General features: G+C 73.2%; 11 protein-coding genes. 3 read left to right on the top strand and 8 right to left on the bottom strand.

The features are described from left to right. Positions 1-127: 127 nt before the first annotated feature. Positions 128-736 (bottom strand): cytochrome b/b6 domain-containing protein, encoded by a 609-nt coding sequence (locus tag ACZ5ON_RS16790; RefSeq protein ID WP_465592242.1) that lies wholly within the window; start codon positions 734-736, stop codon positions 128-130. Next, the gene (locus tag ACZ5ON_RS16785; protein WP_465592239.1) at positions 717-1,421 is read right to left on the bottom strand and encodes a molybdopterin-dependent oxidoreductase; all 705 of its coding nucleotides are present in this window, start codon (positions 1,419-1,421) and stop codon (positions 717-719) included. Before ACZ5ON_RS16785 ends, ACZ5ON_RS16790 begins: the two co-directional genes overlap by 20 nt. 116 nt (positions 1,422-1,537) lie before the next feature. On the opposite strand from ACZ5ON_RS16785, the gene ACZ5ON_RS16780 reads away from it, so the two are divergent. Together ACZ5ON_RS16780 and ACZ5ON_RS16775 are read left to right on the top strand one after the other, a co-directional pair. Then, positions 1,538-2,359, top strand: a complete 822-nt coding sequence (locus ACZ5ON_RS16780; protein ID WP_465592236.1) for a TetR/AcrR family transcriptional regulator — start codon at positions 1,538-1,540, stop codon at positions 2,357-2,359. 209 nt (positions 2,360-2,568) lie between these two features. Further along, positions 2,569-4,644 (top strand): hypothetical protein, encoded by a 2,076-nt coding sequence (locus tag ACZ5ON_RS16775; RefSeq protein ID WP_465592233.1) that lies wholly within the window; start codon positions 2,569-2,571, stop codon positions 4,642-4,644. Positions 4,645-4,862: 218 nt separating this feature from the next. On the opposite strand, the gene ACZ5ON_RS16770 is transcribed toward ACZ5ON_RS16775, so the two are convergent. From ACZ5ON_RS16770 to ACZ5ON_RS16745, 6 genes are all read right to left on the bottom strand, one after another. Further along, on the bottom strand, positions 4,863-5,555 hold the full coding sequence (locus tag ACZ5ON_RS16770; protein ID WP_465592230.1) for a spermidine synthase family protein: 693 nt from the start codon (positions 5,553-5,555) through the stop codon (positions 4,863-4,865). A 138-nt stretch (positions 5,556-5,693) separates the two neighbouring features. Next, on the bottom strand, positions 5,694-6,755 hold the full coding sequence (locus ACZ5ON_RS16765) for a YeiH family protein (RefSeq protein WP_465592227.1): 1,062 nt from the start codon (positions 6,753-6,755) through the stop codon (positions 5,694-5,696). 8 nt (positions 6,756-6,763) lie between these two features. Continuing rightward, on the bottom strand, positions 6,764-7,282 hold the full coding sequence (locus tag ACZ5ON_RS16760) for a cysteine dioxygenase family protein (protein WP_465592224.1): 519 nt from the start codon (positions 7,280-7,282) through the stop codon (positions 6,764-6,766). Positions 7,283-7,436: 154 nt separating this feature from the next. Beyond that, positions 7,437-8,342, bottom strand: coding sequence for a LysR family transcriptional regulator (locus ACZ5ON_RS16755; RefSeq protein WP_465592221.1), 906 nt, complete (start codon positions 8,340-8,342; stop codon positions 7,437-7,439). A gap of 342 nt (positions 8,343-8,684) precedes the next feature. After that, positions 8,685-10,457: an ABC transporter ATP-binding protein gene (locus ACZ5ON_RS16750; RefSeq protein ID WP_465592218.1), complete on the bottom strand. Its 1,773-nt coding sequence runs from the start codon at positions 10,455-10,457 to the stop codon at positions 8,685-8,687. Further along, on the bottom strand, positions 10,454-12,277 hold the full coding sequence (locus ACZ5ON_RS16745; protein WP_465592215.1) for an ABC transporter transmembrane domain-containing protein: 1,824 nt from the start codon (positions 12,275-12,277) through the stop codon (positions 10,454-10,456). The genes ACZ5ON_RS16750 and ACZ5ON_RS16745 overlap by 4 nt, the downstream gene beginning before the upstream one ends. A 337-nt stretch (positions 12,278-12,614) precedes the next feature. Here ACZ5ON_RS16745 and ACZ5ON_RS16740 point away from each other — a divergent pair, with 337 nt between their 5' ends. Beyond that, entirely contained in the window at positions 12,615-13,469 is an 855-nt protein-coding gene (locus tag ACZ5ON_RS16740) for an aldo/keto reductase (RefSeq protein WP_465592212.1), read from the top strand. The last annotated feature ends 16 nt before the right edge of the window (positions 13,470-13,485 follow it).

Raw genomic sequence — 13,485 nt, 5'->3', positions numbered from 1 at the left:
CTCCGGCCCGGCGTGAGCCGGTTGCCCGGCCGGGGCGCGCCGAGCAGCGTGGGCCCCGCGCCCCGGCCACCCGGTGCGGAGTTCCGGACCTCCGCCCGCCCCCCCGCACCGCCTGGACGGTACCCGGCTAGCGGCCGTCCCAGTGGGGGTGTTCCCGGGCGGCCCAGCCCTCGTCCACCAGCCCCGTCCGCATTCCGCGCCGTGCCTCCGGGTCCTTCCCGGCCCGGTACAGGTGCCCCGCGACGCCGGTCGCGACGGCCACCGCCAGCCAGTCGTGGACGAAGGTGGCCCCGGTCCGCCAGACCAGCGGCGCCAGCCGCGTGGACCACATCAGCAGCCCGGTCCCCAGCATCACCAGGACCGCACCGCCCGTCCACGCCGCGTACAGCTTCTGCCCGGCGTTGAACTTGCCCGCCGGGCGCCGGTAGGAGCACCGCCGCACCGCCCGCAGCCACTCCCGGTCGTACGGGGCGAAACGGTTCAGCCGGGAGAGGTCCGCGCGCAGCGCCCGGGAGCCGAGCCCCAGCAGCAACGGCACCGGCAACGCCACCCCGCACCACTCGTGCACCGTCACCACCAGCCTGCGCCGGCCGACCAGTTCGGCGAGCGGCGGGTAGTACAGGCAGGCCGCGGTGGCCAGGCAGACCAGCATCAGCACCGCACTCGCCCAGTGCACCCACCGCTCGGCCCTGGTGAAGCGGAGCAGCGGGCCTCGGTCAGCCGGTCGGGGCGTCATCGCGTCCGTTGGAGCGTCCGACCCAGGCGTCGACGTCATATCCGAAGTGCTCCCAGTAGCCGGGTTGGACGGTGGAGGTGAGGGTGATCGAGTCGAGCCACTTCGCCGACTTGTAGAAGTACATCGGCGCGACGTAGAGCCGGACCGGCCCTCCGTGCGCGTGGCCGAGCGGCTGGTCCTGCATCCGCAGCGCCACCAGGACGTCCTCCCGCCCGGCCTGATCGAGCGTCAGGCTCTCGGTGTAGCTGCCGTCGAAGCAGCCGAAGGAGACGGCGGTCGCCTCCGGCCGCACCCCCGCCGCCCGCAGCAGTTCCGCGAGCGGGACCCCCTCGAACGGGGTGCCCGGCACCCGCCAGCCGGTGACGCACTGCACGTCGTGCACGATCCGGCGCTGACGCATCGCCTGGAGGTCGGCGAGCCGGTAGGTGGCCGGTCGATCGACCAGGCCGCCCACGGTCAGGGTGTAGTCGGCCGCCGTCCTGACCGGCACAGATCCGGCCACCGAGTAGTACCTGAACCCGCCGCCGCCCGGCAGCAGGTCGCTCAGCCCGGTCGGATCCTTGCTGGCCACGCCCTCGACCGCGCGCTGCAGGTACGGCCCGGCCGCAACCCCGGCGGCCCCGAGCCCGAGCATCCCGAGCACCACCCGCCGCCCGACCGGAGGTCCCTCGCCGCCCGCTCTCATGGCCTGCCTCCCATCGCTGTCATGCCGCCATTCGAGCAGGTCGGTGCCGCTCTTCCCAGGGTCCGGGGCCGGACGTCAGGGTTTCGTCATCTTCCCGCCCGGATAGGGTGGCGGGCATGGCTTCCTCCCGTACACCGGCGGTATCGGACCACCGCGCCGAGGGCGAGCACGCCGCGGGCCGGGCCGGGCGAGCCGGACGTGCCGCCGGCGAACGCGCACCGCGGCGCAGGCTCAGCGTGGACGAGCGCCGGGAACAGCTGATCGGGGTCGCCCTGGACCTCTTCAGCAAGTACCCGCCCGAGGAGGTGTCCATCGACGACATCGCCGCGGCGGCCGGCGCCTCGCGCCCGCTGGTCTACCACTACTTCCCGGGCAAACAGGCGCTGTACGAGGAGTCGCTGCGGCGCGCCGGGCAGGAACTGGCCGGACGGTTCGAGGAGGAGATCGAGGGCCCGCTCTCCGAGCGGCTGTACCGGGTGATGGGCCGCTACCTGGACTTCGTGGACAGCCACGGGCCCGGCTTCGCAGCCTTGCTGCGTGGCGGTTCGGTGGCCGCCAGCCCCGGAACGACGGCGGTCATCGACGAGGTACGGCGGGCCGCGCACGACCAGATCCTGCGGCACCTGGCGATCGCCGAGCCCAGCACCGGACTGCGGCGCACCGTACGGGCCTGGATCGCCAACGCGGAGATCACCTCCCTCGACTGGCTGACCGACCGGTCGGTGCCACGCGAGGAACTCCAACTCCAGCTGGTCCAGGAGTTCGTGGCCGCGCTGACGCTGACCGCGGCCCGAGAGCCTGTCCTCGCCCTCGAACTCGCGGACTTCTTCGCCGCTGAACGCCCCGAGGGACCCACCGGCCAACTGGTCCGGGAACTGGCCGGTCTCCTATCCGTCCCCGGTCTCGGCGCCCAACTCACCCGGCTCGCCGCCTGCTGACCCGCGCCTGCCGGCGGCCCGCCCGGCCACCCGCACTTCGGTGTCGGCCCCGACTCCTCACCCCGCACACCGCCCACCGGCCCCGCTCCGCCTTCCAACACCGACTCGGCACAGCACCCGCCCCCGCCCACCACCGGTCTCGGACTGTCAGAGGTTTCTGATAGAAAGTGGACGGAATTCCAGCATTCGGGTGAGGGGGGCTCAGTACCGTGAGTCAGGACGATTTCGCAGCCGCGGAGCAGGTCGGAGCCACACTCGACGTACTCGCCGCAGCCCTGCTCGACGAGCACGCGACCCACTACCCGATCGCCTCGCTGACGGGCTTCCGCCGCAACGCCCACCCGTCCGCCTCCGCGCTCTTCGGCCTGCGATTGAGTGCCAAGGGTCCGGGCACCCTGACGGTCCGCGGCCTGGGCACGGTGGTCGAGGGCAGCACCAAGCGCCCGACCGCCCCGGACCCCGCCGTGGCCACCGAGTTGCTGACCCGCTTCGGCGGCGGTGCCGTCCGAGGTGTCTTCGCCCCGGCCCACGGCCTGGACGCGGAGCAGTTCCAACTGCCGGTCGGTGTGGAGCGTACGGAGGACAACCTCCGCCCGGCCTTCCCCGCAGTCCTCGCCGAGCTGGCCGCCGACCGCCCGACGGTCGCCCCGGAGGAGCTGTCCACCGGCACCGGCACCGAGGTTCGACTCGTACTGCCCTCGGTCTTCCACTCGCTCGCCGCCCGAGGTGGCACCCCCGCCCGCACGGCACAGCTCGCCGAGGTCGCCGAGGAGCTCTTCGCGGGGGCCGACGTCCGGGCCCGCAAGGAGTGGGCCGTGCTGACGGCCGCGTTGGACACGCGGTTGAGCGCCGCAGGAGTGCTGTTCGCCGGGGTCTCCGCGCTTCGCGTGTCCGACCGGCCGAGCCACGCCTCGCTGGTGATATCGGTGGCCCACCGTCCGGTCCAGATCGCCGAACTCGCCGCCCAGCTCGCCGATTCCCGGCCGCAGGCGGAGGTCTGGACGGTCCTGCTGCCCGCCGGCCCGGCCGCCGTCCTGGTCGAGGGGCGGACGTCCCCGGTCCCGGCCCCGCTCTCCAACGACGGGCAGCCGCACCGGACTTCCAGCTCGGTGGCCCAGGCTTTCGTACCGCTCCCGGACGGCTCCTCCGTCCTGGTCATCCAGCTCTCCGTCGCGCAGCCGGAGGACTGGGAGCTGTACGTGACCTCGTTCGCCGAGGTCCTGAAGAGCATCCAGCTCGGCTGGGACGGCGTCTACGCCACCCAGCCCGCTGCTCCCGCCCAGGCCCAGGCGCCCGCCGCTGCCCCGCACAGCTCCGCCCAGCCGCAGCCGCAGCCGCAGCCGCAGCCGCAGCCGCAGCCGCAGCCGCAGCCGACCAGTGTCTCCCCTGCCCAGGCCCCGACCGCCACCCCGCCGGTGACCGCCACCCCGCCGGTGACCGCACCGGCGACGCCCGCCGAGCAGCCCGCAGCGCGGAAGGGCACCCCGGTAGCCGTCCCCCCAGCGGACTTCGACCCCTTCGCACCCCCGGCACCCACCGCCACCACCACCGACGCCCCCACCCCCACCAAGGGCACCCCGGTAGCCGTCCCCCCAGTGGACTTCGACCCCTTCGCACCCCCGGCACCCATCGCCACCACCACCGACGCCCCCACCCCCACCAAGGGCACCCCGGTAGCCGTCCCCCCAGCCGACTTCGACCCCTTCGCACCCCCGGCACCCACCGCCACCACCACCGACGCCCCCACCCCCACCAAGGGCACCCCGGTAGCCGTCCCCCCAGCCGACTTCGACCCCTTCGCGGCCGCAGCTCCCTCGGTCAGCGTGTCGGCAACTCCCTCTGCTGCTCCGGTAGTTGCCGCCGCGGCTCCGCAACCCGCGCCGGCTGCCGATCCGTTCGGCACGGTGATGAACAACCAGCCCGCCGACCCGTTCGGCACGGTGATGACCGGCTCCTCGCCCGCACCAGCACCCGCCCCTGCTCCGGCGCAGTCGCAGTCGTTCACCGTTCCCCCGCCGCCGGCGCACCCGCCGACGATCCCGGCCCCGCCCAAGGGCAAGGGCACCCCGGTGGCCGTACCCCCCGCGGACTTCAACCCGTTCGCACCTCCGGCGCCGTCCACCGACGCACCGGCCGACGCGGAGGAGCAGGCTCCGCCGGCCAAGGGAACTCCGGTCAACGTTCCCCCGCCGGACTTCAACCCCTTTGCCGCTGCCTCCGCCCCGGCCGCGGCACCCGCCGCCCCGGCGACCCCGGAACCGCCTGCCAACAATCCCTTCGGCTGAGCCGGAGGGCCTGCGTCAAAGGACCGACGGCAACGGCGGAAGCCAGGACGCCAAAAAGCTCACCCGAAAGCCCGAAGCGGCCGGACGGACCCATGCACTCGGGTCCGCCCGGCCGCCCTGTTCTCTGCCCGTGAGCACCGGCGCTACCGGTAGCCCTCAGCCGGCGTTCCCGTCAATGACCTGCGGAGCCAAGCAGCTGCCGCACCCCTTGCGACGTGTCAGCTCCGCCGCGCGAGGTGGATGACATCGGGCACGCCCCGCAGCACCGGGATCTCCAGCGTGTGCACATCTGCGAAGCCCGCCGCTCGCAGCGCCTCCTCGAAGGCGGCGGACGGCTGCGCGCTCCACACCGCCAGCACCCCACCGGGCGTCAACCGCCGCTGGGCGGCGGCCAGTCCGGCAGGTCCGTAAAGGCCGAGGTTGGAGTCGGTGACCGTCCAGTCCGGGCCGTTGTCGATGTCCAGGCAGAGCGCGTCGTACAACTCGCCCTCGGCGCGCAGGTACTCGACCAGGTCGGTGTGGAGCACCGTGACCCGCGGGTCGTCGTCCAGGGCGTGCGCGGAGAACGCCGCCAGCGGGCCGGAGCGGTGCCAGTCGATGATGGCGCCCTCCCGCTCGGCGACCGCGATCCGGCCCCAGCGGGGCTCGGCGGCGGCGTACGCGAGCGAGAAACCCACACCCAGGCCGCCGATCAGCACCGAGGGGAGCTCGACCGAGCCGAGCTGGTCCAGGGCCGCCTGGATCAGCAACCGCTCGGAACGCCCGTCGGCAGTGTCCATCAGGAAGCACCCGTTGGCGATGATCTCGAAGTGTTCGCCTCGCTGCCGCAGCACCACCTCGCCGTACGGACCCTCATGCCGGTCGAGCGTGACAGGGGTGTCCAGTCCGTCCCGGTCGGGCAGTACAGCCATCGTGGTCCCCATCGTGTGCGGCCAGCGGTACCGGACCACTTTACGTCAGCCCGGTTCTCAACGGCCCTGCCACAGACGCCCGCCACAGGCCCGGTGAGCTGGTGAGCCGCATCCGCTCGAGTGCTGCGCGGCATCCGCTCAGGTGGTCAGCAGCACGCCCGCGTAGGAAACGCCGGCGACCACCACCCAGGAGGCCAGCCCGAGTGCCGCGACCCGCCCGCCGGTGCGGGCCAGGGTGGGCAGGTGGACGGCGCTGCCGAGGCCGAACAGGGCTGCCGCCAGCAGCAGTTCCTGTCCGTCGCCGGCGAGCGTCAGCACCTCCGCCGGGACGGTCACCACCGAACGCAGCACGATCATGGCGAGGAAGCCGAGTACGAACAGCGGCACCAGCGGCGGCCGCTTCGCTCCGCTCTCCCGTGCGGCGTTCCCCTCCGGACGCCGTCTGATCAGTGCCACCGCCACGCCCGCCGTCAGCGGCGCCAGCAGCACCACCCGCATCAGCTTGACCAGTACGGCCTCACGCAGCGCGTCCGCCCCACCGGTCTGCGCGGTCGCGACCACCTGCCCGACGTCGTGCACGCTCGCCCCGACCCAGCGTCCGAACTCGGCGCCGCCGAGCCCCAACGGATGCTGCAGCAGCGGGAGTACCGCGATCGCCAGCGTTCCGCAGAGGGTGACCAGCGCCACCGAAGTGGCGACGTCCTCCTCGTCGCTCTCGGCGACCTGACTCACGGCGCCGATCGCGGAGGCGCCGCAGATCGAGTAGCCGGTGGCGATCAGCAGCGGCTGGTCGCCGCTCAGGCCGAGCCGGCGGCCGAGCCAGAGGGTGCCGAAGAAGGTCGCGACGACCACGGCCAGCACCATCGCGACCGTGGCCCAGCCGAGGCCGAGCACGTCGCCGAGGCTGAGTTTGAGGCCGAGCAGTACGATCCCGGCCCGCATCAACCGCTTTCCTGCGAGCGAGAGTCCGGGCCTGGCCGCGCCCTTGACCAGCGGGCGCAGCCACGGGACATGCGCGACCGCGACGCCGAGCACCACGGCCGCGGTCAGCCGCGGAATGGCGGGTATCAGCTGGTGCACGGCCCAGGCGGTGGCCACGCCGAGTGCGGCGAGCGCCAGTCCCGGGCCGTTGCGCCGGAACGCCGGCCCGAGGACGGGTGGCGTGGTGGGTCGTCCGGCGGTATCGACGGTCAGCGTCACGGGCCCGCTCACCGCTCGTCGGCGGGCAGCCGGTAGACCCGGCGGACACTGCTGCCGATCCTGGAGATGTCCGCACCGTAGACGTGCAGGGAGATCGCGGTGTCGCTGCCGCAGTTCTGCACCCGGTGGATGTCGCCGGGAGGGGCGAAGCCGCAGACGGCGCCGACCGGGTTGGTGATGTCCTCGGTGGCGATCAGCCGGGCGGCGCGGCCGTCGGGGACCAGCCGGTACCGGCGTTCGCTCTCCGTGCCCTGGTGGACGCCGGTGGCGCACCAGGAGACGTGGTCGTGGATGGAGGTGTGCTGTCCCGGCAGCCAGACCAGGGCGACCAGGGAGAAGCTGCCGTCGGACTCGGCGTGGATCAGGTGCTGGCGGTAACGGTCCGGATCGCCCAGCTGCTGGTCGGCGGTGAGCAGGTCGGCTGCGCCGAGGTGCGGTGCGAGTTGCTCGCCGACCAGGTAGGCGGTCAGGTCCGGAGGAAGGCCGCGTTCGACGACGTCGCGCAGCGCGCTGATCAGGCGGTGCATACGCTCCGTACACCGGTCGGCGATAACGGTGGCGGAAGTGTTCATATCTGAAGCGTCGACCGATCAAGCCATTACGTCCAACGACAGTCTTTTGGCTGTATGCCAACTTCAGCTTATGGGTTGCCGCCCTCGGCCGCCTCCCGCCGGTGCTGCCTCAGCACCCGACCCGAGCGGCCCCCGCCCGGCGCAGCTCGTCCAGCACCAACGCGGTGGCCGGTATCCGCTGGTGCTCGCGGAGCACGTAAGCGCAGACCTTGCGGCGCAGGTGCGGTTCGACCAGCCGGCCGGTGACCTTGCGGTGGCACATGAAGGAGAGCACCAGCGCGGGCATCAGGGCAATGCCGACTCCGGCCGCGACCAGGCTCTGCACCGCGAGGTTGTCGTCGGTGCTGAAGACCACGTCGGGGGCGAAGCCCTCCTCGGCGCAGACGTGCAGCAGGTTGGCCCGGCAGCGCGGACACCCGGCGATCCACCGCTCGGTCTCCAGGTCGGCCAGACGCACCGCATGCCGTCGGACGAGCTGGTGGCCGACCGGCAGCAGCACGGTCAACTGATCCTCCATCAACGGGACTTCGACCAGTTCGGGCGGGGTCTCGGCACGCACGCCCGGGTAGGTGAAGGAGAGCGCGATGTCGCACTCGCCGCGAAGCAGCCGCTGGACGGAGTCGGGCGGCTCGGCCTCCAGCAGCTCGACCCGGACCCCGGGGTGCCCGGCGAGCAGCCGGGCCATCGCCTCGGGGATCAGGGTGGCGTTGGCGCTGGGGAAGGCGCAGACCCGAACCCGGCCGGCGCGCAGCCGGGCGAGTGCGCCGAGCTGCTGCTGGGCGGCCTCCATGCTGGCGAGGATGGTCCGGGCGTGCCGGGACAGGGCCTCGCCGGCCTCGGTGAGCCGCAGTCCGCGCCCGGCGCGGGTGAACAGCGGTACGCCGACATCGCGCTCCAGCGCCTTCATCTGCTGGGTGATGGCGGGTTGGGTGTAGCCGAGGACACGAGCGGCGGCCGAGTAGGAGCCGGTGCTGACGACCTCGTGGAACGTCCTGATGTGCCGTGAGTCGAACACTCCTGAATCATAAGCAGATTTTGGAGTCGCATCCGCAATACCCCAGTATTCGCTTTGATATTCGGGCATCACAGGGCTACTGCCGCGCCTCCGGAGGCAGGCCCGTCACCACTCCCGCCGCTGCGATCGGGGCACCGCCCTTGACCTTGGGGCCTGAAGTCTTGGCCACGGAGGCAGTCTGCGCCGCGGCCGCACCGCCCCGCACCGCGCGCCGCCCCCGGTGCCCGGGCCGGCCCACCCCGTACACCCAACCGGCGGCAGCCGCGGAGGGGTGATCCGGCACTCGGGGGCGCTACAGCGGTGCGCCCCCGAGTGCCCGGGCCGGCCTGTCCGTCGGGCCCGCTATCCCTCGTCGCGCCAGGAGCGCCAGAGCGCCGCGTACGCCCCGCCCGCCGCCACCAGCTCCGGATGGCTCCCGTACTCGCTGATCCGCCCCTGCTCCACCACCGCGATCACATCCGCGTCGTGCGCCGTGTGCAACCGGTGCGCGATGGCGATCACCGTACGCCCCTCCAGCACCCGCGAGAGCGAACGCTCCAGGTGCCGGGCCGCCCGCGGGTCCAGCAGCGAGGTCGCCTCGTCCAGCACCAGGGTGTGCGGGTCCGCCAGCACCAGCCTGGCCAGCGCCAATTGCTGGGCCTGCGGCGGCGTCAGCACCGTCCCACCCGAGCCGACCTCGGTGTCCAGGCCGTCCGGCAGCGCCGCCACCCACTCCCCGGCGTCCACCGCCGCGAGCGCCGCGCGCAGTTCGACGTCATCGGCGCCGGGCCGGGCCAGCCGCAGGTTGTCCCGCAGGGTGCCGACGAACACATGGTGCTCCTGGTTGACCAGTGCGACCTGCGCCCGGATCCGCTCGGCGGGCATCCGCGCCAGCGGGGCACCGCCCAGCGTGACGCTCCCCCGGCCCGGGGCGTAGATCCCCGCCAACAGCCGCCCCAGCGTGGACTTCCCCGCCCCCGACGGCCCGACCAGCGCGACCCGGCTGCCGGGCGCGACGTCCAGGCTGATGCCGTGCAGTACATCGACGCCGTCGCGGTAGCCGAAGGCCACCTCGCTCGCCGAGACCTCGCGGCCCGCCGGACGCACGGTCTCGTCCGTCTCCGGGTCCACCACCTCGCGGACACCGACCAGCCGGGCCAACGAGGCCTGGCCGACCTGGAGTTCGTCGTACCAGCGCAGGATCAGGTCGACCGGGTGGGTCAGCGCCTGGGCGTAGAGCACCCCGGCGGTCAACTGGCCGACGCCGATCCAGCCCCGGGTCGCGTAGAGGCCGCCCAGGGTGAGGGTGGCCAGCACCGCCAGCGCGTAGGTGGCGTCCACGCTCGGGAACCACACGGTGCGCAGCCACAGGGTGTACCGCTCCCAGGCCAGCCACTCGCCGATCCGGCGATCCGTCAGCTCGACCCGCCGCTCACCCAGCCGGAGCGCCTCGACCGTGCGCCCGGCGTCCACCGTCTCGGCCAGCACGGTGTTGACCGCCGCGTACCCGGCCGACTCCCAGCGGTAGGACTGCGGGGCGCGGCGGAAGTACCAGCGGGAGGTGGCCAGCAGCAGTGGCAGTCCGATCACCGCGGTGATCGCGAGCAGCGGCGAGGTGAGCAGCAGGGCGCCGAGCACCAGGACCACCGAGACCAGGGCGACGGCGAGTTCGGGCACCGCCTCGCGGACCGACTTGGCGAGCCGGTCGATGTCGGTGGTGCCGCGGGAGACCAGGTCGCCCGTCCCGGCGCGTTCCAGCACGCCGGGCGGCAGGGCGACCGAGCGCACCAGGAAGTCCTCGCGCAGGTCGGCCAGCATCCGCTCGCCGAGCATGCTGCCGCGCAGCCGGGAACAGCCGATGAAGCCGGCCTGCACGAACAGCGCGAGCAGATACCACCCGATCGCGGTGAGGATCCGGCTCCCGGTCGTCCCCGCGCTGAGCTCCTGCACCAGCGAGCCGAGCACCCAGGGGCCGGCCAGTCCGGCGACGGTGGCGGTGGCGTTGAGTGCGACCACGGCGGCGAAGCCGGCGCGGTGCCGACGGGCCAGCAGTCGGACGTAGTCGCGGACGGTGGCCGGGGAGGCCACCGGCAGCATGGCGGCCGGCCCGTGCTGCCGTACTTCCGGGGGCTTCATACCTTCTCCTCGGCGGGCGCGGATGCGGATGGACCGTCCGACGCGGTTCTCCTGTCGGCGCTGGCCGCCCCTTCGTCGCGGGTGACGATCGCCCGGTACTCGGGGCAGCCGTGCAGCAGTTCGCGGTGGGTGCCGCCGGCGGCGACCCGGCCCTGGTGGAGCAGCAGGACGGTGTCGGCCCGGTCGAGCAGCAGCGGGCTGGTCGCGAACAGCACGGTGGTGCGGCCCTCACGCACCTCGCGCAGCCCGGTGGCGATCCTGGACTCGGTGTGGGCGTCCACTGCACTGGTGGGCTCGTCCAGCACCAGCACGGCCGGGTCGGCCGCCAACGAGCGTGCCAGCGCGAGGCGTTGGCGCTGGCCCCCGGAGAGCGAGCGCCCCTTCTCGGTGATCCGGGCCAGCATCGGGTCGCCCTGGCACTCGGGCGAGCCGTCGACCAGGGCCTCCAGGACGTCCCCGGCGCGGGCGGCGGCCAGCGCCCGCTCGGGGGTGATGCGCCCGGCGCCGGGGACGTCGAACAACTCGGCCAGGGTGCCGGAGAGCAGCGCCGGGTCCTTGTCCTGGACCAGTACGGCCGCCCGCACCTCGGCCAGCGGCACCTCGTCCAGCGGGGTGCCGCCGAGCCGTACCGAGGGCTCGGGCTGCTCGCCCTCGGCCAGCGGTAGATGCCCGCCGAGCCGTCCGGCCAGGTGGCCGGCGACGTCCGGGTCGCCGCAGACCACGGCTGTGATCCGCCCGGCGCGGGCGGTCAGCCCGGTGAGCGGGTCGTGCAGGTCGGCGCGCTCCGAACGGGTGAGCCGGGCGGTGAGGGCCTCGCCGTCCGCCGTCCGGTTCAGCGCCAGCAGTCGGACCGCCCGGCCGGCCGCGACCCGGGCGACGCTCCGGGCGTGCGCGGCCTCGCCGAGGATCCGCAGCGGCGAGGAGAGGAAGGCCGTCGCCCCGTACACGGCGACCAGTTCGCCGACGCCGATCTGCCCGCGGATCACCAGCTCGGCGCCGTACCAGGTGGTGGCGACCACGAACAGGCCGGGCAGCAGCACCTGCTGGGCCTGCATCAGCGACCAGATCCTGGCCGTACGGACGGCGGCGCCGCGGACCTGCTGCGAGGCCGCCCGGTAGCGCTCCAGGAAGAGCTCCTCGCCGCCGATGCCGCGCAGCACCCGCAGTCCGGCGACGGTGTCGGCGGTCAGCTCGGTGGCCTTGCCCGCGAAGGCGCGCTGGGTGCTGTAGCGGCGCTCCAGCGGGGCGAGCAGCGGCCACACGGAGGCCGCGAGGACGGGCACGCCGAGCAGGACCGCGAGGCCGAGCAGCGGTCGGCGGACCAGCACGATCGTGCTGAGGCCGAGCCAGACCAGGACGGCGGCCCGCACCCTGGCGAGCAGTTCGACGTACCAGCCGATCCGCTCCACGTCGCTGCTGCTGACCGCGACGATCTCGCCGGTGGCGATCCGCCGGGACAGCCCGGCGCCGAGCCCGGATGCCTGTCGGGCCACCAGCTGGCGCAGCTGGGAGGCGGCGGTGATCCAGTTCCACACCGCCTGCCGGTGCAACTGGACGGCGCCGAACGCCTGGAGCGCGGCGAGCAGCAGGGCGAGGGCGCCGGTGCGCCAGATCCCGGCGGTGTCGCCGGCCACGGCGGCCTGGATGCCGAGGCCGAGCGCCAGTGGAAGGGCCGCCTGACAGGCGAGTTCCAGTACGCCCCAGGCGGTGGCTAGCAGTTGGCCGCGCCGCTGGCTGCGGCGCAGCCAGCGCAGGAAGGCGCGTGGTGAACCCAGGTCGGGGACGCCCGGATCCGGCATGGGTAGGGACTTGAGCGGCATGACGCTCCGTTGCGGGGGTGGTGCGGGCAGGATGCTCAGGCACGCGGCCCAGGTCCTGGGCGCGGCGGGTCGCCCGGCGCGATCCGCAGGCCGGGCGGGACGAGGTGACGGCGGGGGTGCGGGTCATCAGGACGTCATGGGCACCGAGAGTGCCGCCCGCACTGTGACGTACGCAACAGGTTTTCCCGCACCTGCCGCTCAACGCAGGGCCGCGGAACGGCACTTGGCGTCAAGGTTCATCAATTTCGGTGAATCCTTGGCGAATCGGGAACATACCGACCCCGCTCGGGGTTGCTCCCCAACGGCACTATCCGACTGACGGAGGGCACCCCTTCCAGTGAGCACCATCCCCAGCGTCACTCTGAACAACGGCGTCCGGATCCCGCAGCTCGGCTTCGGCGTCTGGCAGGTCCCGGACGCCGAGGCGGCGACCGCCGTCCGCACCGCCATCGAGGCCGGCTACCGCAGCATCGACACCGCCGCCATCTACGAGAACGAGGCCGGCACCGGCCAGGCGATCGCGGCGGCCGGCGTACCGCGCGAGGAGCTGTTCGTCACCACCAAGCTGTGGAACTCCGGCACCCGGGACTGGTCGGGCCTCCAGGGCCAGGACGCCGTGCTGCGCGCCTTCGACGAGTCGCTGGCCAAGCTCGGCCTGGACTACGTCGACCTCTACCTGATCCACTGGCCGCGCCCGATGCACGGCACCTTCCTCAACATCTGGAAGGCCTTCGAGAAGCTGTACGCCGAGGGCCGGGTCAAGGCGGTCGGCGTCTCCAACTTCGGCCCGCAGCAGCTTGACGCGCTGCGCCAGGAGAGCTCGATCGTGCCGGTGCTCAACCAGGTCGAGCTGCACCCGCACTTCCCGCAGCACGAGCTGCGCGAGTACCACGCGGCGCACGGCATCGCGACCGAGGCCTGGAGCCCGCTGGGCCAGGGCAAGGAGCTGCTCACCGAGCCCGAGCTGGTCAAGATCGCCGAGAAGCACGACCGCACGGTGGCCCAGGTGGTGCTGCGCTGGCACCTGCAGAGCGGGATCATCGCGATCCCGAAGTCGGTCACCCCGTCCCGGATCAGGGAGAACATCGACGTCCTCGGCTTCGAGCTGGACGCCGAGGACCTGAGCGCGATCGCCGGTGTGGCCACGGGCAAGCGCCTCGGCCCGGACCCGCAGGAGTTCGACTGGAGCTGACCGCCCGAACGGTCCA

This window comes from Kitasatospora sp. NPDC032150 (genome assembly GCF_055579945.1).
This window is presented reverse-complemented; position numbering and strand designations above follow the sequence as displayed.